Source organism: Allobranchiibius sp. GilTou38 (assembly GCF_017565325.1).
GTDB lineage: Bacteria > Actinomycetota > Actinomycetes > Actinomycetales > Dermatophilaceae > Allobranchiibius > Allobranchiibius huperziae.
The window spans coordinates 19,988-41,117 of sequence record NZ_JAGEKN010000004.1; the positions used below are offsets into that span (position 1 = coordinate 19,988).

The 21,130-nt window shown below is 70.6% G+C and carries 19 protein-coding genes; 13 read left to right on the forward strand and 6 right to left on the reverse strand.

The annotated features are described in order from the left end of the window. Positions 1–10 precede the first annotated feature (10 nt). Positions 11–904: an SDR family oxidoreductase gene (locus JOB34_RS01925; RefSeq protein WP_208051152.1), complete on the reverse strand. Its 894-nt coding sequence runs from the start codon at positions 902–904 to the stop codon at positions 11–13. Between the two features lie 259 nt (positions 905–1,163). Between JOB34_RS01925 and JOB34_RS01930 the strand changes: the two genes are divergently transcribed. The 8 genes from JOB34_RS01930 (at position 1,164) to JOB34_RS01965 (ending at position 7,776) form a co-directional block, all read left to right on the forward strand. After that, a complete protein-coding gene (locus JOB34_RS01930) occupies positions 1,164–1,847 on the forward strand; it encodes a hypothetical protein (RefSeq protein ID WP_208051153.1) in 684 nt (227 codons plus the stop codon). Positions 1,848–1,915: 68 nt separating this feature from the next. Then, positions 1,916–3,616, forward strand: a complete 1,701-nt coding sequence (locus JOB34_RS01935) for an NlpC/P60 family protein (RefSeq protein WP_208051154.1) — start codon at positions 1,916–1,918, stop codon at positions 3,614–3,616. A gap of 50 nt (positions 3,617–3,666) precedes the next feature. Then, a complete protein-coding gene (locus JOB34_RS01940) occupies positions 3,667–4,056 on the forward strand; it encodes a hypothetical protein (RefSeq protein WP_179479717.1) in 390 nt (129 codons plus the stop codon). A 54-nt stretch (positions 4,057–4,110) separates the two neighbouring features. Then, on the forward strand, positions 4,111–4,443 hold the full coding sequence (locus tag JOB34_RS01945) for a hypothetical protein (RefSeq protein WP_208051155.1): 333 nt from the start codon (positions 4,111–4,113) through the stop codon (positions 4,441–4,443). A 196-nt stretch (positions 4,444–4,639) separates the two neighbouring features. After that, on the forward strand, positions 4,640–5,863 hold the full coding sequence (locus JOB34_RS01950) for an HNH endonuclease signature motif containing protein (protein WP_208051156.1): 1,224 nt from the start codon (positions 4,640–4,642) through the stop codon (positions 5,861–5,863). Between the two features lie 63 nt (positions 5,864–5,926). Then, positions 5,927–6,127, forward strand: a complete 201-nt coding sequence (locus JOB34_RS01955) for a DUF1737 domain-containing protein (protein WP_208051157.1) — start codon at positions 5,927–5,929, stop codon at positions 6,125–6,127. Further along, on the forward strand, positions 6,124–6,549 hold the full coding sequence (locus JOB34_RS01960; RefSeq protein WP_208051158.1) for a rhodanese-like domain-containing protein: 426 nt from the start codon (positions 6,124–6,126) through the stop codon (positions 6,547–6,549). Before JOB34_RS01955 ends, JOB34_RS01960 begins: the two co-directional genes overlap by 4 nt. A gap of 3 nt (positions 6,550–6,552) precedes the next feature. Next, positions 6,553–7,776 carry an O-succinylhomoserine sulfhydrylase gene (locus tag JOB34_RS01965; protein WP_208051159.1) on the forward strand — a complete coding sequence of 408 codons (1,224 nt, stop codon included), beginning with the start codon at positions 6,553–6,555 and terminating at the stop codon, positions 7,774–7,776. A 63-nt stretch (positions 7,777–7,839) separates the two neighbouring features. On the opposite strand, the gene ftsY is transcribed toward JOB34_RS01965, so the two are convergent. Further along, positions 7,840–9,081 carry a signal recognition particle-docking protein FtsY gene (gene ftsY / locus JOB34_RS01970; RefSeq protein WP_208051160.1) on the reverse strand — a complete coding sequence of 414 codons (1,242 nt, stop codon included), beginning with the start codon at positions 9,079–9,081 and terminating at the stop codon, positions 7,840–7,842. A 62-nt stretch (positions 9,082–9,143) separates the two neighbouring features. Continuing rightward, positions 9,144–9,365 carry a hypothetical protein gene (locus tag JOB34_RS01975; RefSeq protein ID WP_208051161.1) on the reverse strand — a complete coding sequence of 74 codons (222 nt, stop codon included), beginning with the start codon at positions 9,363–9,365 and terminating at the stop codon, positions 9,144–9,146. Positions 9,366–9,479: 114 nt separating this feature from the next. Between JOB34_RS01975 and JOB34_RS01980 the strand changes: the two genes are divergently transcribed. Then, positions 9,480–10,703, forward strand: a complete 1,224-nt coding sequence (locus tag JOB34_RS01980) for a serine hydrolase domain-containing protein (protein ID WP_208051162.1) — start codon at positions 9,480–9,482, stop codon at positions 10,701–10,703. Between the two features lie 18 nt (positions 10,704–10,721). Here the strand turns inward: JOB34_RS01980 and smc are convergent, their stop codons facing one another. After that, on the reverse strand, positions 10,722–14,336 hold the full coding sequence (gene smc, locus JOB34_RS01985; protein WP_208051163.1) for a chromosome segregation protein SMC: 3,615 nt from the start codon (positions 14,334–14,336) through the stop codon (positions 10,722–10,724). 183 nt (positions 14,337–14,519) lie between these two features. Between smc and JOB34_RS01990 the strand changes: the two genes are divergently transcribed. The 4 genes from JOB34_RS01990 to JOB34_RS02005 are packed head-to-tail and all read left to right on the forward strand — an operon-like array spanning position 14,520 to position 19,859. Next, complete coding sequence (locus tag JOB34_RS01990) at positions 14,520–14,702, forward strand: hypothetical protein (RefSeq protein ID WP_208051164.1); 183 nt, start codon at positions 14,520–14,522, stop codon at positions 14,700–14,702. Positions 14,703–14,722: 20 nt separating this feature from the next. Further along, on the forward strand, positions 14,723–17,578 hold the full coding sequence (locus tag JOB34_RS01995; RefSeq protein ID WP_208051165.1) for a helix-turn-helix transcriptional regulator: 2,856 nt from the start codon (positions 14,723–14,725) through the stop codon (positions 17,576–17,578). Further along, positions 17,575–18,156, forward strand: a complete 582-nt coding sequence (locus JOB34_RS02000) for a GNAT family protein (protein ID WP_208051166.1) — start codon at positions 17,575–17,577, stop codon at positions 18,154–18,156. The genes JOB34_RS01995 and JOB34_RS02000 overlap by 4 nt, the downstream gene beginning before the upstream one ends. A gap of 32 nt (positions 18,157–18,188) precedes the next feature. Next, a complete protein-coding gene (locus tag JOB34_RS02005; protein WP_208051167.1) occupies positions 18,189–19,859 on the forward strand; it encodes a peptide-N4-asparagine amidase in 1,671 nt (556 codons plus the stop codon). Between the two features lie 119 nt (positions 19,860–19,978). On the opposite strand, the gene JOB34_RS02010 is transcribed toward JOB34_RS02005, so the two are convergent. Together JOB34_RS02010 and map are read right to left on the reverse strand one after the other, a co-directional pair. Then, positions 19,979–20,350 (reverse strand): alpha/beta hydrolase, encoded by a 372-nt coding sequence (locus JOB34_RS02010; protein ID WP_208051168.1) that lies wholly within the window; start codon positions 20,348–20,350, stop codon positions 19,979–19,981. A gap of 9 nt (positions 20,351–20,359) precedes the next feature. Next, positions 20,360–21,127 carry a type I methionyl aminopeptidase gene (gene map, locus JOB34_RS02015; protein ID WP_208051169.1) on the reverse strand — a complete coding sequence of 256 codons (768 nt, stop codon included), beginning with the start codon at positions 21,125–21,127 and terminating at the stop codon, positions 20,360–20,362. Between the last annotated feature and the right edge of the window lie 3 nt (positions 21,128–21,130).

A 21,130-nucleotide genomic window follows, 5' to 3' on the forward strand; every position in this document is an offset into this window, starting at 1 on the left:
TGGGGAGCGGTCACGGTGTGGGCATGCCGCCGTTGACGTGCAGGGTCTCCCCCGACACGAAGCTGGACTCTGCGGAGGCCAGGTACACGAACGCGGGCGCGAGGTCCGCCGGCTGACCCGCCCGACCGAGCGGCGTCGACTGGCCGAACTCCGGCAGCTCCTCCTGCGGTTGACCGCCCGCAGTCTGCAGCGGCGTCCAGACCGGGCCGGGCGCCACGACGTTCACACGGATCCCCTTCGGTCCCACCTGCTGGGCCAGGCCCTTGCAGAAGGTGTTGATCGCAGCCTTCGTGGTGGCGTAGTCGAGCAGGTTCGGCGAGGGCTGATAGGCCTGGATCGACGAGGTGCCGATGATCGCCGAGCCCGGCTGCAGGTGGGGCAGGGCCGCCTTCACGATCCAGAACAGCGCATAGACGTTGGTCTTGAAGGTGTCGTCGAACTGCGCGGAGCTGAGGTCGGCCAGGTCCTCGACATGCTGCTGGCGGCCACCGTTGGACACCACGATGTCGATCCCACCCAGCTCCCGGACGGTGGTCTCCACCAGTGAGGTGCAGTAGCGCTCGTCGGTCAGGTCGCCGGGAGCGAGCACCGCCTTGCGACCGGCCTGCTCCACCAGAGACTTGATGCGCTGAGCATCCTTCTCCTCCTCGGGAAGGTAGGAGATGACGACGTCCGCACCCTCGCGGGCGAATGCGATGACCGTCGCTGCGCCGATGCCCGAGTCACCCCCGGTGACCAGGGCCTTGCGGTCCCGCAGCCGACCGCTGCCGCGGTAGGTCTCCTCGCCGAGGTCGGCCGGGTTGTCCAGGTCGGCATCGAGACCGGGACCGTCCTGGTACTGAGCGGTCGTGTCGATGTCGGCATACATCTTGGTCGGGTCGGTCAGGGTGTATTGATCAGCCATGCATCTCAGTATGTACACCCGACCGCCGATTCGTGGTCGCGCCCGGGGCGCGCGCATGCGCCGACCCGTATCGCTCTACGAGATCGGCCGGGGCAGATTCCTCGGATCTCAAGGTGGCGCGCGTACATTCTCGATCCATTGCACGGGAAAACCATTGGATTCTCGGGGGTTTCGAGTGACCGGACACGCCACGAGCTGCACTACACCGCGGCCCGAATCGATCTGCAATCAAGCAGATTTCGTCCTCGCACTGGACCACTTGCGACGCCGCGCCGCAGCAGGGGCATCGCGGCAGCGCATCGGTCTGGACAGCCTCGTCCGGACGACCGGCATCCCCCGGTCCTCTCTGCACGGCTATCTCGCCGGGACGTCGTTGCCGCCGGCGGACCGGCTCGACACCCTCGTCCTGGCCCTCGGCGCCACCCCGCGGGAGGCGCACGAATGGGCGCTCGCGCTCGACCGCCTCTTCGACGGCGTCCTGACCCGTCGCATCCGCGCGGACGAGGATCTGCAGCTGCCCACGGAGAACGCCCGCGTCCGCAGCCGGCGTGCCAGAGGACTGCACACCGTTCCGGTGCTGCTGCCAGAGCGTCGCCGAGCGGACAGCGGCACCGGTCCCGTCGTCGTCCAAGCCTGTGTGTGCTGCACGTGGGCAGGCACCCACACGTACGCCGAGCCGAACGCCCGCTCGTGCCGCACCGGCTTCCTGCACGCCGGCAACAACTGGTTCCTCGGGCAGACGCACGGGACTGCGGATGCAGGCGACTCGGGCGCGCCGGTGGCTCAGATATGGCTCTACACCCAGGCCGACATCGCGTACGACTCCGACGGCGGCTGGGGATGGGTCCCGGCCAATGTCGTGGCGAACGCCGCATCGCACGCGCCGCTCCCAGGGCTCCCCTATCTCGAACGTCCGAGAATGTCCGACGCGTCCATCCGGTAGCCGACCGCTGCTGATGTGCTGCCCGCGCTCCTCCCCACCAGCGACCGGGACTGCGAAGGCGGCACATCATGAAAGAAGATCAGCTCCACCCCGGAGTCACCACGCGACCGAGGATCCTGACCGTCCTCCTCGGACTGCTCCTCACCTCGGTCGCGACGTTGTCCCTCGGATGGTCCACCCCGGCGCACGCCGCCGACGGGTGCACCGCGGGGCACAACGCATCGGGCCAGAGCGTCTACTACTGCGGGGTCTGGGTGCCCTCGGGCGGGATCCCCGTCTACTCCAGCACGTCGCAGGGCTCCTCGGTCATCGACCACCTGCACAGCGGAGGAACGGCGAACTGGTTCTACTGCTCGACCTCGGGCGGCACCGCGACCGCCTCCGGATACAAGTCCACGAGCTGGGCCCGCTCCGTGGGCGACGACAACGGCGCCATCGGCTACGTGCCCGCCGTCTACTTCAGCGGCAGTGAGAACTATTGGGCCGGACTGCCGAGCTGCTCGGGCGGGACCGGCTCGTCGGGCAGTTCCTGTCACTCCGGCACCAACAAGTCGGGCACGACGGTGTCGTACTGCGGCATCTGGACGCCGTCCGGCGGAACGCCGATCTACGCATCGACCTCCTCCGGATCGGGGGTCGTGGACCACTTGAACACCGCGGGCACCGGCAACTGGTTCTTCTGCGAGCAGAAGGGCTCTTCGATCACGGTCGGTGGGTACACCTCCTCCGACTGGGCCAAGACCATCGGCGACGATCACGGCGCCACGGGATACGTGCCGGCGGTGTACTTCACCGGCTCGCAGAACTACTGGGCAGGGATGCCCGCGTGCTCGACGCCCGCGCCGCCGCCCTCGGACGACAGCTGCACGCTCGGTCACAACCCCTCGGGCGGGACCGCGTACTACTGCCCGGTCTGGGTGCCGTCCGGCGGGGTGCCGCTCTACGGCTCGACCTCGACGTCCTCCGGCGTGGTGGACCACCTGCACACCGGCGGTTCGGCCAACTGGTTCTACTGCCGGGTGAACGGCTCCACCGCCACCGTCGGCGGCTACAGCTCCTCGAGCTGGGCCAAGACCATCGGCGATGACAACGGCGCCACGGGATACGTGCCGGCGGTGTACTTCACCGGCTCACAGGACTACTGGGTCAACCTGCCGTCCTGCGGCAGCGGCTCCACCAACCCGACGCCGCCCTCCCCGCCGAGCAACGGCGGCGCCAACACCAACGGCAGCGCGTGCGGTACGGCGTACACCGGGCTCCCGGGTCTGACGCTGAAGATGATGCAGCAGGCCTGCCGGGTCACCGTGACCAGCGACTCGATGTACAAATACAGCATCTACGCCTGGGACGGCGGCCACGGCTCGACCCCCGGCCCGACCTATGGCTCGTGCGACCCGAGCAACGGCGCTCCGAACGACTGCCACGTCGACGGATTCGACTGCTCCGGCCTCGTGCGATGGGCCTACTACCAGGCCACCGGGGTGGACGCGCTCGACGGCTACACGTGGGGCCAGTGGTCCAAGGCGCTCGCCCTCCCGCACAAGGCCGTCATCAACGCTGCCAGCCACGGCGGCTCGGGCCAGGTCGACAACTACCTGTCGCAGCTCAAGCCCGGAGACATCCTCTGGTACGGCCAGAACGCGGGCGAGCACGTCGCGATCTACATGGGCAACGGCAAGCAGATGAACGCCTACCAGTCCGGCGACCACGACGGCATCACCAGCGTCACCACCGGCGACACCTTCTGGGGCGCCGTCCGGATGTGGTGACGCCACCCCTTCACCACCCCGCACACCCCTCACAGATCGGAGAACGGCTCATGTACAAACGCATCGCAGCAGTCTCGGCGCTGGGCCTCGGCGCGCTGGGTTTCGCCGGCGTCGCCCCCGCCCACGCCGCGGGCAGCACCGTGCACGGCTGCGCCTACGGCTACGTGTGCATCTATCCCCAGAACGCCGGCTGGAACGGCGACCACCCGTCACTGCGGTACTACCACTACGGCACGGACAACCTCAGCAATCAGGTCGGTTACCACTACGTGCTCAACAACCAGTACAACGCCGGCCTGGCGTTCTGCACCGGTTACAACGGCAAGAGCTGCAACTCCGGCCTCGGCAACTGGGGCGAGTCACACGCCAAGGGCGCGTCCTGGAACAACGTCTACCTGACCCCCATCAACTCCATCGAGCTCGGACCGTACGGGCCGTGAGGGTCTCGTGACCTCACCCGCCCGTCGCACGACCCCTACCCCAAGGAGCATCAGATGAAGAAGGCACTCACCCTCGTCCTCGCCACCGGCGCACTGGCAACCTTGCCGCTGTCGGTCCCGATCGCGCAGGCCCACGCAGCGACTGCCAGCTACAGCTGCTCGATCGACAGCTACGGCGCCGTGCAGACCGCGGACTGGCTGAAGGTGCACAGCAGCCCGAGCACCAGCTCGGGCACGGTCGGACAGGTGAAGCGCGGCACCCTCTTCCACTACTGCAGCTCCTCCGGTCGCTCCGGAGGCGGCCACTACTGGGTCTACGGCTACGGATACAACGGCTCGAAGAAGCTGACCGGCTGGGTGGCCAGCGAGTACCTGGCCCACCCGTGACCCGCGCCGTCCGCAGCGGGATCTAGCTCGCAGACCAGGGAAGGGACCGCGCCACCGGCGCGGTCCCTTCTCTTGACGTTCGAGGGTTGTCGGTGGTCGGTGATTGACTTCATACATGAGTTCGACACCGGGTCTCGCAGCTGTCAGTAACAGCGCGGACAGCCCTGTGCCTGCTGCACTTTCGGTAACGGACCCGTTGAATGAGGTCAGGGCGATCTGCGGGCGGTTGAACGCCGCACACGCCGACCTGATCGACCTGGTCACCGACCTGGTGCGCGAGGAGTCGTGGGCGATCGGTGGGATCCGGTCCCCCGAACACTGGCTGACCTGCTTCGCCGGAGTCTCCCCCGCCACCGCCCGCGACCTGGTCCGGATCGCCACCCGGTCGGTCGAGTTGCCCGCCCTGTCCCGCGAAGTGCACACCGGTCGGCTGTCGCTGGGTCAGGCCGCCGTCGTCGCCGCGCACACCCCGGTCGGGTACGACCAGGCCGTCGTGGACCTGGCCGTGCACGCCACCGTGCCTCAACTACGCCGTGCCCTGGTCAAATACGACTTTTCCGACCAGCCGGACACCGACAGCCCCACCCCACCACCGGACCCGTTCTCCATCGCGGCGCAACCCGCGGAACTGTCGATGCACTACGACCACGACCGGTTCCACCTGACCTACTCCGCACCCGCCGACATCGGAGCCCTCGTCGAACAAGCCCTCATCGAAGCCAAAAACGCCCTCTTCCTCGCCACCAACACCACCGACACCAAAGACGACGGGCGGCGAGTGCGTCTCGCGGACGCGATGGCACACCTGGCGACCCGATCCCTGCACGCCGGTACCACCGAGATTGCCGGACGGGCCGAGAAGTTCCGGATCTACCTGCACCTCGACACATCGGGCCAGGGCTGGCTCACCAAGCGCGGCGCCCTACCCCCGCACCTCCTGAGGAAGTGGACCTGCGACGGGCTCGTGCAGCCCGTCTGGGAAACCGGCGGCACACCCGTCAACGTCGGACGAACCCACCGCATCGTCCCGCGCCGCACCCGCCGCCTGATCGAAGACCGCGACCGCGGCTGCGCCTACCCCGGCTGCGCAGCGGTCCACCACCTGGAATGCCACCACATCGTCCACTGGGCCGACGGCGGCACCACGAACATGGCCAACCTGATCAGCCTGTGCCCCCACCACCACGACCGCCACCACACCGGCGACTACACCATCCACCCCGAACCTGGCAGACCCGGCAGACCCGCACGGTTCCGATTCGCCACCCGCCACGGCCACCCCATCGAACCCACCGTCGCCACCCCACCCGACAGCCCCGAACCCACGGCAGCACCGCGCTACACCGGCCCCACCAACGAGATCCTCCACCTGGACCAGGTCAGATTCCGCCGCCGCAGCAGTGGCCAGCTCAGGCAGTGAGCACGCTGTCCGCTGGACGACCACGGGCCGCAGGCCTCCCAGCGGGTGGGTGATGATGGATGTATGAGCGAGACACCGCGCCTTCGTTACAGGTTCATCACCGGCACCGACGACCAAGCCTTCTGCGAGCGGGTGAGCACCGCCCTGAACGAGGGCTACGTGCTGCACGGATCCCCGGCGCTCACCTACGACGGGACGCGGGTCGTCACCGGGCAGGCCGTCGTCCTGCCGACGCCCGCCGACGGCTCGGTGCAGAACGCATGACCGAGGGGTACGCCGGCGATCTGACGCCTCAGCAGGCGTGGGAGCTGCTCGCCGCGCATGACGACGCCGTGCTCGTCGACGTCCGCACCACCGCCGAATGGGCGTACGTAGGTGTCCCGGACATCACGGGCCTGGGCCGGGAGACCGAGTTCGTGGAGTGGGTGAGCTTCCCCGACGGATCGTCGAACCCGCACTTCGTCGACGACGTGCGCGAAGCCGGGGTCACCCCCGGCGACGGACGACCGGTGGTCTTCCTGTGCCGCAGCGGGCAGCGCTCGATCGGTGCCGCCAAGGCCGCGACAGCGGCGGGCCTCGGGCCGGCGTACAACGTGCTCGAGGGTTTCGAGGGCGGCCTGGACGACGCGGGGCACCGCGGCGGCGGTGGGTGGCGCGCGGCCGGACTGCCCTGGAAACAAACCTGATCCATGAGTGAGCCACGACCGAAGCCAGCGCTGCCCGAAGGATTGCGCCCCGCGACGTACGCCGTCCGCGGCGGCCAGGAGCGCACCGGATTCGATGAGACCTCCGAGGCGCTGTTCCTCACCCAGGGCTACGTCTACGACCGGGCGGCCGATGCCGAGGCTGCGTTCGCCGGCGACCTGGACCGGTTCATCTACAGCCGCTACGGCAACCCGACGGTGTCCACCTTCGAGGAGCGGCTGCGCCTGATCGAAGGCGCACCCGCCTGCTACGCGACGGCGACCGGAATGTCGGCCGTGTTCACCTCACTGGCCGCTCTGGTGAAGCAGGGCTCGCGGATCGTCTCCGCGCGAGCCCTCTTCGGCTCCACGGTCGTGATCTTCGAGGAGATCCTGGCCACGTGGGGCGTGCGCACCGACTACGTCGACGGCCACGACCTCGCTCAGTGGGATCAGGCCCTTGCCACTCCCGCCGACGTGGTGTTCTTCGAGACCCCCACCAACCCGATGCTCGACATCATCGACATCGCGGCCGTCTGCGAGCTCGCGCACGCAGCCGGCGCGACCGTGATCGTCGACAACGTCTTCGCCACCCCGGTGCTGCAGCGGCCGATCCCGATGGGTGTCGACGTAGTGGTCTACTCCGCGACCAAGCACATCGACGGGCAGGGCCGGGTGCTGGGCGGGGCGATCCTCGGCAGCCAGGACTACATCAACGGCCCGGTGCAGACCATGATCCGCAACACCGGGCCGAGCATGTCCCCGTTCAACGCCTGGGTGCTGCTCAAGGGTCTGGAAACGCTCGACCTGCGAGTCCGAGCGGCGAGCGCTGCTGCCGCCGACCTGGCGCAGTGGCTGCAGGACCGACCGCAGGTGGCGTCGGTGCGCTACCCGTTCCTGCCCTCACACCCGCAGTACGACCTGGCCCGCCGCCAGCAGGACGGCGGGGGCACGATCGTCACCTTCGATCTGGCGACCAAGGACGACGACCCGGCCGCCGCGAAGGCCGCGGCGTTCGGGCTCTTGGACGAGTTGCGCATCATCGACATCTCCAACAACCTCGGCGACGCGAAGTCGATGGTCACCCATCCTGCGACCACCACCCACCGCAAACTCGGCCCGCAGGGGCGCGCCGCGGTCGGCATCGGCGAGGCGACGGTCCGACTGTCGGTGGGACTGGAGGACGTCGAGGACCTGCGCGAGGACCTGGCGCGGGCGCTGCACAGCTAACAAGTGGGGTCGTCGCGCGCCCTATCGAGCGCGCAACGACCCCATCCGTGTGCGGAGGGCGCGTCAGTCGAGGATGGCGTCCACGAATGCCACCGGGTCGAACGGCGCCAGGTCGTCCGGCCCTTCCCCGAGTCCGACCAGCTTGACCGGCACGCCCAGCTGACGCTGGATCAGCACGACGATGCCGCCCTTGGCGGTGCCGTCCAGCTTGGTGAGAACGACGCCGGTGATGTCCACCGCCTGGGCGAAGACCTCGGCCTGCCGCAGACCGTTCTGCCCGGTCGTGGCGTCGAGCACCAGCAGACACTCGTCGATCGCGCTCTGCTTCTCGATGACGCGCTTGACCTTCGACAGCTCGTCCATCAGACCGACCTTGTTGTGCAGCCGGCCGGCGGTGTCGATGATCACCACGTCCGCCTCGACGTCCGCGGCGTCCTTGACCGCGTCGAAGGCCACGGCGGCGGGATCGGCCCCCTCACGGTCCGAGCGCACGGTGGGCACGCCGACCCGCTCGCCCCAGGTCTGCAGCTGGTCGGCGGCCGCCGCACGGAAGGTGTCGGCGGCACCCAGGACGACGTCCTTGTCCTCGGCGACGAGCACCCGCGCGAGCTTGCCCACGGACGTGGTCTTGCCGGTGCCGTTGACGCCCACGACCATCACGCACGCCGGTCGGTCACCCACCCGGGTGGCCGCGATCCGCCGGTCCATCGTCGGATCGACGAGTTTCAGCAGCTCCTCATGCAGCCAGCCCTCGAGCTGTTCGGGGGTCGCACTGCCCTCGACCTGCACCCGTCGCTTGAGCGCGTCCACGAGCTCCGTGGTGGCCTCGACCCCGAGATCGGCGCCGAGCAGGGTGTCCTCGACCTCCTCCCAGACCGCTTCGTCGAGCTGACCGCCGGCCAGCAGGCCGAGCAGGCCCTTGCCCATCGCGTTGTTGGAGGCCGCGAGGCGCGAGCGCAGGCGGCCCATCCGGTTGCGTGCCGACTCGGGGCGCTCGATCGCGACCTCGGCGGGAGCGGCCGGTTCGGGCTCGACCGGGGGCGCGACGACGACCGGTTCGGGTTCGGGCGTGGGCCGCGGGGTGGTCGGTGGTGCGGGCGGTTCAGCGGTCTTGCTGGTGTCGATCCTGGCGGTGCTGCCCGCCTGGTAGGTGTTGGCGCCGCGCACCTTCTCCTCGCGCGGCGGCGCGGGCGGAGCCGCCGTGCGGCGGCGCGTCGCGCTGCCCCGCACGAAGGCGACGAGCAGGCCGAGCCCGCCCAGCACGACGACGGTGATGACGGTGAGGATCTCCCAGAGACTGTCCACCGCCCCATCCTCGCAAACGCGACAGGGTGCTCGAGACCACCGCCCGTCGAGGCGGGTCGGTCTCAGGAGGCGCTATGCGCTCCCGACGTCTCGCTGCTGCCCTGCTCGACGTCGTCGCCCTTCGCCCGTTTGTCACGCCCGCGGTCGGTGACGGAGGTGAGCATCTGCTCGCCTCGTTCGGTCAGCACCTGGCGACCTTCACGGCGGGCGGGGACGGCAACGAGGCCGACGACGACGCCGGCGAGGACGAGACAGAGCAACAGGGCACCCACGAGCCACAACATGCCCTCTATTCTGCGGGGTGCGGCTGTGAGTTCCCTATTACCGACACGCGCGGTCACTGTGCGCAGAGGCGCCCGCGGCGGTTTCCCGCGAGGGCGGGTGCCACGATGAGCCCCATGGGTGTCCAAGATCACGACAGGTCCGCTGCCGCCGGCTTCGACGCGAGCCGCCTCAGCCGTCTCGACGAGCACCTGCAGGGGTACGTCGACCGGGGCCATCTGCCCTGTTACCACGTGCAGGTCGTGCGACACGGGGAGGTCGCGTACTCGGCGTACGGCGGGATGCGCGACATCGCGAGCAGCTCGCCCACCACGGTCGACACGCTCTACCGGATCTACTCGATGACCAAGCCGGTCACCTCGGTGGCGGCGATGATGCTGGTCGAGCGGGGCCTGCTGCGGCTGGACGACCCGGTCGCCACCTACCTCCCGGCATACGCCGATCAGCGGGTCTATGTCGGCGGCCAGGCTGCTGCCGCAGTCACGCGGCCCGCCGCCGGTCCGATGCGGGTGCGCCATCTGCTCACCCACACGTCCGGGTTGACATACGGCTTCCTGCGGGTGCACCCGACCGATGAGGTGATGCGCACGGCCGGTTTCGAGATAGGCGTGCCCGCCGGCATGGACCTGGCCGAGGCCACCGATGCGATGGGCGCGTTCCCGCTGCGCTTCGACCCCGGCACCAGCTGGAACTACTCGGTCGCCACCGACGTGCTGGGGCGGGTGGTCGAGGTCGTGTCCGGGAGGTCACTGGACGAGTTCCTCCGCACCGAGATCTTCGAGCCGCTCGCGATGGACGAGACCGCATTCCACGCGGTGGATGCCGACCGGCTCGCGACGCTGTACCACGGTGCCGGCGGCAGCGCCCCGACGCCGCTGGACGCGCTCGGGGCCGCGGCGCTGAAACCGCCGACCTACCTGTCCGGCGGCGGGGGGCTGGTCTCGTCCATGGACGACTACACCCGCTTCGCCCGGATGCTGCTCGGTCGCGGTGAGCTGGACGGCGTGCGCCTCCTCGGCAACCGGACGGTCGACTTCATGGCCACCAACCACCTACCGGGCGGCGCCGACCTGGGTTCCTTCGGCATCCCGCTCTACGCCGAGACGCCGTTCAACGGAGTGGGTTTCGGCCTGGGCTTCAGCGTGGTGCTGGACCCGACGGCCGCCGGTTACCCGACGTCGCCGGGCGAATACGGCTGGGGCGGCATGGCGTCGACGGTCTTCTGGGTCGACCCCGCCGAGGACCTCACCACCGTCTTCATGACCCAGCAGATGCCCTCGAACGGCTATCCGCTGCGCACCGAGCTGCGGCAGCTGGTGTACGCCGCGCTCGCCGACTGAAACCGGCGCACGCGCGCGTCAGCGTGCGGGCGTGAGCTCCTCTTCCGTCTTCCGCGCGGGAGCCGGAGCCCCCATCGCCTCCGGCGCGACGTCCCGCAGCCGCTGCGAGACGACGGTGGTGATGCCGTCGCCGCGCATCGACACGCCGTACAGCGCGTCGGCGACCTCCATGGTGCGCTTCTGGTGGGTGATCACGATGAGCTGGCTGGAGTCGCGCAGCTCCTGGAAGAGGGTGATCAGGCGCCCCAGGTTGGCGTCGTCCAGAGCGGCCTCGACCTCGTCCATGATGTAGAACGGGCTCGGCCGCGCCTTGAAGATCGACACCAGCAGCGCCACCGCCACCAGCGACCGCTCGCCACCGGAGAGCAACGACAACCGCTTGATCTTCTTGCCGGGCGGACGGGCCTCGACCTCGATGCCCGTGGTGAGCATGTCGCCCGGTTCGGTCAGCGTCAGGCGCCCTTCACCGCCGGGGAAGAGTCGGTCGAAGACGCCCTCGAACTCGCGTGCCGTATCGGCGAACGCCTCGGCGAAGACCCGCTCCACGCGCTCGTCGACCTCGCGGACGATGTCGAGCAGGTCCTTCTTGGACCGGGTGAGGTCGTCCAGCTGGGTGGTGAGGAAGGTGTGCCGTTCCTCCAGTGCCGCGAACTCCTCCAGCGCCAGCGGGTTGACCCGGCCGAGCTGAGCCAGCTTGCGCTCCGCCGACCGCAGCCGCTTCTCCTGCTGGTCGCGCACGAACGCGACGGGCTCGGGCGCGTCGCCGGGTGCGTCGTCCGGGCCGGACACGTGCGGGATCAGCAGGTGCGGGCCGAACTCCTCGATGAGCGCCTCGGGGGCGATGCCGTGCTCCTCGACCGCGCGCGTCTGCATGGCTTCCACCTTGAGCCGCTGCTCGGCACGGGCCAGCTCGTCACGGTGCACCGAGTCGGTCAGCTCGCGCACCTCCTGGGCGGCTGCCGTCACCACCTCGCGTGCTGCGCGCACGGCCTCCTCGAGCGTCGTACGTCGCTGCTGCGCCTCGTCGCGCCGCACCTGGGCAACGGCCAGCGCCTCGACGGTGCGCTGCGCCAGATGCCCGGCGTCGTCGCGCACCTGTGCGGCGACCAGCGCCTCGCGGCGGCGGCGTTCGCGGCGGTCTTGCGCCTTGCGGCGCGCTTCGACCTCCGAGCGTGCGGTGGCCTCCAGGGCGTCGGCCCGCCCCTCCAGCGCGCGGGCCTGCTCCTGCCGGCTGCGCAGCGTGAGGCGGTGCTCGGTCTCCGCCGACCGGGCGGCGGCCGCCTCGGCCGCGAGCCGGGGCTGGTCGTCGGTGTCCGGCTCTTCCGCGCCCGGGTCCGCGTGCGCCGCCTCGAGGCGCTCCTGCAACTCCTGCAGCTCGGACTCGTTGCTGTCCAACGACTCCCGTGCAGCGGCCAACGACCGCTCGCCGCGCTCGCGCTCGCTGCGTGCCGAGCGCAGCGTCTGGCCGAGCTGCCCCAGCTGCTCGGCTACGGCGGCCATCCGGGCGTCGGACTCCCCCAGCCGCTCCAGGGCCGCGTCGACCTGCTCGCGGAGCTGCTCGACCTGGGCACGGGCCTCCTGCGCGGCGAAACGTGCACGCTCCCCGCGAGACGCGGCCTGCGACATCCGCTCCTTCGTGTCGTCGACCGCGGCCTGGATCTCCAGGGTGCTGGGCGCGGCCGCCGAGCCGCCGCGCACGAAATCGGCGGCGAACACGTCGCCGTCGCGGGTGACGGCGATGACCTTGGAGTCACGGGCCACCATGGCGGCGGCCGCTGCGGGGTCCTCCACCAGCAGGACCCCTACGAGCAGCTGATCGACGACCGGGCGCAGCTCGTCCGGTGCGGAGACGACGTCGCACGCCCACGCGGTGTCGGGTCCGCTCTCCCTCATCCGCCAGCGGTCGTTGGTCGAATGCGCCACGAGGATCCCCGCGCGGCCGGCGTCCGCCTCGCGCAACTCCTGCAGCGCGGCGGCCGCCTGCTGGTGGTCGGTCACGACCACGGCGTCGGCGGCCCACCCCAGCGCCGCGGCGACGGCGACCTCGCGCCCGGCTTCGACCTGCACCAGGGACGCGACGGACCCGCGGACACCGTGCTGCTCACCCCACGAGAGCAGGTGCGCGGCACCGTCACCGCGCCGCAGCCCGAGCTCGAGCGCCTCCAGCCGAGAGTGCAGCCCGGAGCGCTCCTGCTCGGCGGTCCGCTCGTCCTGGGTCGCCTCGTCCAGCGCCGCCTGCGCCTGTGCGAGCTCCGCCTCGGCACGCTCGTGCTGGGCGTCCAGACCCTGTTCGCCCTCTTCGTCCTCCGCGAGTCCGGACTCCAGCGCGGCGAACTCGCGCTCCGCCCGGGTCGCGCGCAGTTCGATCTCCTCGGCGCCCGCCTCGAGCCGGCCGATCTCCGCCTGCGCCGCCTCGATGCGGCTGCGCCGGGCAGCCACCTGACCCTCGAGTTTGGCCAGACCCTCACGGCGGTCCGCGGCGGCGCGCAGCAGCCGGGCGACGCGTTGCTGCTCGTCCTGGTGGGCGCTCTCGGCGGCCTCCCGGCGCGCGACGGCGGCTGCGAGCGCCTCGTCGGCCGCGCTCACCTGCGCCAGCAGATCCTCGTGTCGGGCGCGCTCCTTGGCGGCCTGGGCGCGCAGCTGCTCCGGGTCGCGCCCGGTGCTGCCCTGCTCGTGCTCCTCCGCCTCGGCCAGGAGTCGGACCCGTTGCGCCGCGAGCGTCTCCGTCGCCCGGACGCGCTCGGCCAGCGACGACAGGCCGAACCACTGCTCCTGCGCGGTCGTGAGCGCGGGCGCCGCTGCGCGGGCCTGCTCCTCGACCTCCGCCAGTCGGGCCTCTCCGCCGTCGAGAGCGGCCTGGGCCCGCCGCTGACGGGCGAGCATGGCCTCCTCGTCGGCGATGTCCTGCTCCAGGGCGCTCGTCAGCTGCACCAGGTCGTCGGCCAGCAGCCGCAGCCGGGCGTCGCGTACGTCGGCCTGGATGGTGGCGGCCTTGCGCGCGGTCTCGGCCTGACGGCCGAGCGGTCCTAGCTGGCGCCGGATCTCGGTGGTGAGGTCGCCGACCCGGTGCAGATTGGCCTCCATCGTCTCCAGCTTGCGCAACGCGCGTTCCTTGCGCTTGCGGTGCTTCAGGACGCCGGCGGCCTCCTCGATGAAGCCGCGGCGCTCCTCCGGCGTCGCACGCAGCACGGCGTCGAGCTGACCCTGTCCCACGATGACGTGCATCTCCCGGCCGATGCCGGAGTCGGACAGCAGCTCCTGCACGTCCAGCAGCCGACAGTTGGTGCCGTTGATCGCGTACTCGGACCCGCCGCTGCGGAACATCGTGCGGCTGATCGTCACCTCGGTGTAGTCGATCGGCAGGGCACCGTCGGTGTTGTCGATGGTGAGGGTGACCTCCGCGCGACCGAGCGCGGGACGCCCCGGCGTACCAGCGAAGATGACGTCCTCCATCTTCCCGCCGCGCAGGGTCTTCGCGCCCTGCTCGCCCATCACCCACGCGAGCGCGTCGACGACGTTGGACTTGCCGGAGCCGTTGGGCCCGACGATGCAGGTGATCCCGGGCTCCAGGCGCATCGAGGTCGCCGAGGCGAAGGACTTGAAGCCCTTCAGGGTGAGGCTCTTGACGAACACGGGGTGGAGGACTCCTGGACATTGCGGGGCTGGGCCGGACAGGGCGGGCGAAACCGTGCCGCCGACTCTACCGACGGGTCTAAGACATTCGGCGCAGGAGATAGGGCAATCGCCCGATGTGGCGCACTACCTCAGATGAGCAGTCTCGAGGTTGTCAGCCACCGTCAACCGTCAGGAATCGCCATGTACCCCATCACCGCCGCCGTCGCCCACACCATCGACCAGCAGCACCGCGAGCGCCTCACGCAGGAGTACGCCGCCGCACGGCGTACCTCCGAAGGCTGGAAGCGCGGGTTCCACGGGTTGCTCAGCCTGTTGGACTCCCAGACCGAGCCGGTCGTGCGAGGGTCCGCCCGGCACGCGTGAGTACGAAGCACAATGGCGGCATGCCCGTCGTCGTCGGACCGTTCGTGGGCCGGGACCGTGAGTTGCGCGAGTTGCTCTCGGCGCCCGGCATCACGCTGCTCGGCGGCGATGCGGGGGTCGGCAAGACCCGGCTGCTGCGCGAACTGGCCGCCGCGACCACCGACCGGGTCCTGATCGGTCACTGCCTCGACCTCGGCGAGAGCAGCGCGCCCTACCTGCCCTGGTCGGAGATGTGGGGCCGGCTCGCGCAGGCCGCACCGGACCTGGTGGGCGAGCTCGTCGCCCGGCGGCCGCTGCTCGGGTCGTTGCTGCCGGGGTACGACGCCGCGGCCGCCGGTCAGGCCGACGCCGGGCCCGGCGTCCTGTACGACGCTGTGCACGCCTCCCTGGAGACCCTCGCGGCGCAAGGACCGATCACGGTGATGGTGGAGGACCTGCACTGGGCCGACCGGTCCACCCGCGATCTGCTGACCGTCCTGTTCACCCGCCAGTTCGAGGGTCCCGTGCGGTTCGTCGCGTCCTACCGCGCCGACGACCTGCACCGGAGGCATCCGTTGCGCCGGATCCTCGGCGAGTGGGGTCGTCTGCCCGGCGTCGAGCGGATGATCCTGGAACCACTGCGGGACGACGACATCCACCACCTCGCGACCGGCCTGCGGCCGGCCATCACGACCGAGCAGGTCGACATGGTGCTGGAGCGCTCCGGCGGCAACCCGTTCTTCGTCGAGGAGCTGCTCGCGGTCGATCGCGCGAACTGCACGGGCGTGCCGGAGGATCTGGCAGATCTGCTGCTCGTCCGCGTCGACGCCCTGTCCGACGACGCGCGGACCGTCGTACGCGCCGTGTCCGCCGCGGGGCGGTCGGTCACCCACGCGCGCCTGGCGACCGTCGTACCGCTGTCCCAGACCGCCCTGGAGGAGGCGCTGGCGGCCCTGGTCGACCACAACCTTCTGGAGGCCCGCGGCACCGACAGCTACACCTTCCGGCACGCGTTGCTCGCCGAGGCGGTCTATGACGACCTGCTGCCCGGTGAGCGCGTCCGGTGGCACGCGGCGTACGTCGAGGCGCTGAGCTCATCGAGCGAACTCGGTGCGGCAGCCGACCTGGCCCATCACGCGCAGGCCGCCGGGCAGCTCGATATCGCAGCGGCCGCGGCGGTCCGGGCGGGCGATGAGGCCATGCGCGCCGTCGGCCCGGCGGATGCCGCCCGGCTCTACGAGGACGCTCTGTCGATCTTCGCGCGCCACCCGGACGTCGCTCCCCCGGTACCCCTCGCGCAGATCGCCGCGCGCACCTCGACGGCTCTCCTCGCGGCGGGCGACCCGTATCGGGCCGCGCAGACGGCGCGCGAGGCACTCGCCGTTCCCGGCCTCGCGGCGCACGACTACGCAGACCTGGTCATCGGTCTGGTGTCGGCCGCGATCCCCACCGGGGACCCTCTGGACCCCACGGTCGAGTTGCGCCACGCCATCCGCCTCCTGGAGCCGGAGGGTCCCACCGCGCGCGCCGCCCAACTGCACGCGCTGCTCGGTCGGTGGTGCTTCTTCGTCGACGACTTCGACACCGCCCTGGTCGAGCTCACGGCGGCGCGCCGCCTCGCGCAGGAGCTGGAGCTGCCTGCGGTCCTGCTCGACGTGGACACCACGAGCGCGCGCATCGTCGACCTGCACGGCGAGAGCGCCGCCGCCCTCGGGCAACTGCAGGACGTCGCCGAATCCGCCCGACGCGCGGCCGAACCCGACCCGGAGGTGCGAGCGCTGCACCAGGTCGCGCGGGTGTACACCCGTCAAGGCCGGCACCGGAAGGCACAGCAGGCGTTCGAGGTCGCCCTGCAGCGCTCGATCGAGACCCGCCACGAACTGGCTCTGTTCGGGATGGACGCGAGGGTCGCGTCGGCCTACTGGGCCGTGCAGACCGGGGACTGGGCGCGTGCCGAACAGCTGCTGGCCGCACCACAGCTGCGCAAAGCGCCGTACGCGACCTACCAGCTTCGCGCTGTGGCCGCCACGCTGGCGATGGCCCGCGGCGAGCACGAGCGTGCACTGCAGATCGCCCTGGAGCTGCGGCCGCAGTGGTCCAAGGACGTCTTCCTGGCGGTGCACGCAGGCTCGGCGCTGATCGACGTGCTGGGCGCGTTGGCCAGGCCGGACGAGATGCTGCGGTCCCTCGACGAGGTGAACGAGATCTTCCGCGCCACCTGGAACGCGCCACTGATCGATGCGCGGATCCGCCTGTCCGGCATCGCGATCGGACACCTCGCAACCGCGACCGACCAGGAGTACGCAGCCGACGTCGCTCGGCTCGCCGACGCGACCGACGAGGTCGCCGCACGGTCGAAGGCACTGGACGACCTCGGTCCGGAGTCCGTGGCGTGGGTGACCCGGGTGCAGGCCGGAGTCGCGCGGTTCGCCTGGGGCGGCACCGGAGAGCCACCGGCCGAGCTGATCACGGTGCTGCGCACCGACGTACGGCAGTTCGACGAGCTGGAGATCCCGCTCGAGGCGGCGCGGGCGCGCACGCACCTGGCCCGGGCACTCGGGGCTTCGAGTGAGCCCGGCGCGGCGAAGGAGGCGCGGGTGGTGGCGTCGGATGCCCAACGCGCGATGCACGACCTCGGCGTCCGCGCTGTCGCCGCTCCGGTGGAGTCTCACCCGACCCTCACCGCTCGGGAACGCGAAGTGCTCCAGCTCGTGGCACAAGGGCGGACCAACGGCCAGATCGCGCGCGAGCTCTTCATCAGCGTCAAGACCGCGAGCGTGCACGTCTCCAACATCGTGGCCAAGCTCGGCGTCACGAACCGCACCGAGGCGGCGATGGCCGCCAGCGCCCAGGGCCTCCTGCCCGCTGCGGCCCCGACCGATGCCACCGCGCCGTGAGCACGGTTCTGCCGTCGGCGATCCCGCGCCTCGCTCACCCTCCGGTGACACTGCGGGCCTTCGAGCGGCGCGACGCACCGCTCATCGCATCTGTGGCGGACGACCCGCTGATTCCCCTGATCACGACGGTCCCGGCCAGCGGCACCGACCGGGACGTCGCGGCATACGTCGACCGCCAGCACGACCGGCTCGCGCAGGGGGCCGGTTACTCCTTCGCTGTCGCCAATCACAACACGGACGACGCCGTCGGCCAGATCGGGCTCTGGACCAGCACCGTGTGCACCGGACGTGCCTCGACCGGCTACTGGATCGCTCCGCAGTTCCGCCGCCGTGGATATGCCCGAGCGGCCCTGCGATGCGTGACGAACTGGGCCATGGGCCTGGACGCCGTCGCGCGCCTGGAGCTGTATGTCGAGCCGTGGAACGAGGGGTCGTGGCGCGCCGCCGAAGCCTGCGGATACGCGCGCGAGGGCCTGCTGCGCAGCTGGCAACAGGTCGGCGACGAACGCAAGGACATGTACGTCTACAGCGTCATCTCGCAGGCGTCAGGCCCGCGAACCGCCCGCACTCCGTCCTAGGGTCGGTCGTACCACCGTCTGAGGGAGCCGCCGTGCGTCGTCGTCTGTCCGTCCTGCTCACCATCGTGCTCAGCCTGCTCGCGTCGTGCCTGATCGGTGCGCAGAGCGCATCGGCGGCGGGATGCATCGAGAACGGCGCCGACAATCCGGTGAGTGCCGCGCCGCCCATCAGCCGACCGGCCACCGAGCACTGCACGGCGACCCTCGCCTCGCACTTCCCGTCCAATGCCGCAGGTGGAGCCGCGCAGAACTACTCCGGCACGCTGGCTCCCCCGGCGGCGTGTGCCGGCAAGGCGTGGTCCAAGGTCGTGCTCGACTCCACGACCTCCGTCAGCGGACGGCAGTACGACCGCAGCGGCACCCTCACGATCGGCGGCGTGACCGTGTGGTTCGGGACCACCCAGGAGCCGGGCGGCCCGACCCCCACGACGTTCTCCTTCGCCAAGGACATCACCGACTTCTCCGCCCTGCTGCGGACGCCGCAGCCGTTCACCGGCGGGTACGTCAACTACACGGACTCGACCTATACCGGCGTCTACGACCAGACGGTCCACATCACCTACTACCTGGCCGGCTCCCGGCACCCCGCGCCGAGCGTGCCGGACAAGGTGGTCGGGGTGCCCGTGCAGGACCTGAACCCGGCGAGCCACACCACGAGCACCACGATCAGCGCGCTGCCCCGCAACATCACCGGCGCACGCCTCGACGTCACGCTCAAGGGCAACGGCTGCGACGAGCAGTGGTTCACCGCGGTCCCGGACGCCGTCGCCGCGGACTACCCCGACGCAGGCCTGTGCGCGGCCGGCTCCTTCCGGGAGGCGACGGTGGCGGTCGACGGCACCCGCGCGGGTGCGGTGGGGACCTACCCGCACATCTACTCCGGCGGGATCGTGCCCACCCTGTGGCGTCCGGTCCTCGCGATCGACACGTTGGATCTGCGGGCCGAGTCACTGGACCTCACGCCGTTCGCGGGTCGGATGGTCGACGGGAAGTCGCACACCCTGACGTTCGCCATCTCCCCGATCGGCGACACGTGGAACGTCACGGCCGCTCTCTTCCTCTACACCGACCATCACCGGGCGCGCACCTCGGGCAACCTCACCTCGGCGAACGTCGCGGCCGCCGCGACCACGGGCACCACGGTCGACCCGGCCCGGCAGGGCGCGGTGCACTACTCCCAGACCGCCCGCCGCGCCGACTCGGTCACCGGTTACATCGACACATCAGCGGGCCGCGTGGTCACCACCGTGTCGACCGGGCGCACCCGGAGCAACGCGGGCACCGTTAGTGACTCCGGAGCGGTGCAGTCCATCCGCCAGCAGGACCTGATGACGACGCGGTCGGTGTCCCGCGTGGGCGCCCGGACCGTGCGCAGCCTCTTCCTGCGCGAGTCGTACCCGATCACCGTGGACTTCTCGGCCGCCGACTACACCGACGACCAGAACTTCTCACTCACCGGGACGGTGACGATGGCACAGGACGTGGCCCGGTTCGCCACCGACGGTAGGCACGCCGCCGGACTCGCCTACGACTGGCGCGTCTCGTCGTACGGCGTGCTGGCCAGATCGAAGGGGGTCACCAGCGAGTCCTACGGACACTCGACCACCTCGTACATCGGCACGGGCGCCACCGGTCGCCCGTACTGGCACGTCATCACCACCGACCACGGGCGGGTGACCTCCGACCGGCACCTGGGCGTCTGAGCCCTCTCCACGGTCGCACCACTCGGTGAGATCCGGCTTCGGGAGGGTCTGCGGGCAACGGGACCCTCGCGAAGCCGGATCTCAGCGAGAGGTGGCCCAGGCCGACGCACACGCGTCGGTCACGACATCCGCCCACAGGTCGGGATGGGTCTTTCAGAAGTTGCCGACCAGCTGCGGTCCAACGCGTACCGCACCGCCAGATCCGACCCGAAGGAGTGGCCGACCACCACCCAGTCCGCCACCCCGGCCGCGCGCCGCAGGCTCTCCAGGTCGCGGACGGCCTGCGCGAGGTCGTGCGGGCCTCCCCCGGAGCGTCCGACGCCACGAGGTTCCGCGAACCAGGACCGCATTCCTCGCGGGGCGAGTGCGTCGTCCTCGAGATAGCTGACGCACCCCGGCCCACCGGAGATGAGCAGCACACCGGGCCCGTCGCCCACGACGCCGACGTGCAGGGCGACGCCGTCATCGCATTCGACAGCCAGGTCCTGCAACAGGGCAGCTCAGTCGCGGGCGGTCAGGACGACCGGGTCGCCCGAGGTGACGGCGATGGTGTGCTCGCTGTGCGCGCCACGTGAGCCGTCCGCGCTGCGCAGCGTCCATCCGTCGGGGTCGGTGAAGATCTCATCGGTCGTGTGCATGAACCACGGCTCGATCGCGATGACCAGTCCCGGCTGCAGTTTCAGGCCGCGACCCGCGCGCCCGTCGTTCGGGACGTGCGGCTCGCCGTGCATGGTGCGGCCGACCCCGTGTCCGCCGAACTGGGTGTTGACGCTGAAGCCGTCGGCGTGCGCGACCTGCGCGATCGCCGCGCCCACGTCTCCGAGCTTGTTGCCGCTCCGCGCGGCGGCGATGCCGGCGGTCAGCGCGCGCTCGGTGCAGTCGATGAGCGCCAGGTCCTGCTCGCGCGGCGTGCCGACGACGACCGACAGCGCGGCGTCGGAGACCCACCCGTTCAACGACGCCGCGAAGTCCACCGACAGCAGGTCGCCGTCACGCAGTGCGTAGTCATGCGGAAGTCCGTGCAGGACAGCGTCGTTCACACTGGTGCACAACACCTTGCCGAACGGCATCGCGCCGAAGCTCGGGTGATAGTCGATGTAGCACGACTCCGCGCCGGCCTCGCGGATCATCCGGTGTGCCAGCGCATCGAGGTCGAGCAGGTTGACCCCCACGTCGGCCGCGTCCTTCAACGCGGTCAGCACGGCGGCCACCAGCTTCCCGGCAGGGCGCATCTGGTCGATCTCGGCGGACGACTTCAATTCGATCACGTC

Coding starts and splice junctions, on each gene's coding strand:
- JOB34_RS01945 (WP_208051155.1), top strand. CDS start 4,111: ATGAAGAAGGCACTCACCCTCGTCCTCGCCACCGGCGCACTGGCAACC.
- JOB34_RS01955 (WP_208051157.1), top strand. CDS start 5,927: ATGAGCGAGACACCGCGCCTTCGTTACAGGTTCATCACCGGCACCGAC.
- JOB34_RS01965 (WP_208051159.1), top strand. CDS start 6,553: ATGAGTGAGCCACGACCGAAGCCAGCGCTGCCCGAAGGATTGCGCCCC.
- JOB34_RS01940 (WP_179479717.1), top strand. CDS start 3,667: ATGTACAAACGCATCGCAGCAGTCTCGGCGCTGGGCCTCGGCGCGCTG.
- JOB34_RS01960 (WP_208051158.1), top strand. CDS start 6,124: ATGACCGAGGGGTACGCCGGCGATCTGACGCCTCAGCAGGCGTGGGAG.
- JOB34_RS01990 (WP_208051164.1), top strand. CDS start 14,520: ATGTACCCCATCACCGCCGCCGTCGCCCACACCATCGACCAGCAGCAC.
- JOB34_RS01975 (WP_208051161.1), bottom strand. CDS start 9,365: ATGTTGTGGCTCGTGGGTGCCCTGTTGCTCTGTCTCGTCCTCGCCGGC.
- JOB34_RS01935 (WP_208051154.1), top strand. CDS start 1,916: ATGAAAGAAGATCAGCTCCACCCCGGAGTCACCACGCGACCGAGGATC.
- JOB34_RS01925 (WP_208051152.1), bottom strand. CDS start 904: ATGGCTGATCAATACACCCTGACCGACCCGACCAAGATGTATGCCGAC.
- JOB34_RS01980 (WP_208051162.1), top strand. CDS start 9,480: ATGGGTGTCCAAGATCACGACAGGTCCGCTGCCGCCGGCTTCGACGCG.
- JOB34_RS01995 (WP_208051165.1), top strand. CDS start 14,723: ATGCCCGTCGTCGTCGGACCGTTCGTGGGCCGGGACCGTGAGTTGCGC.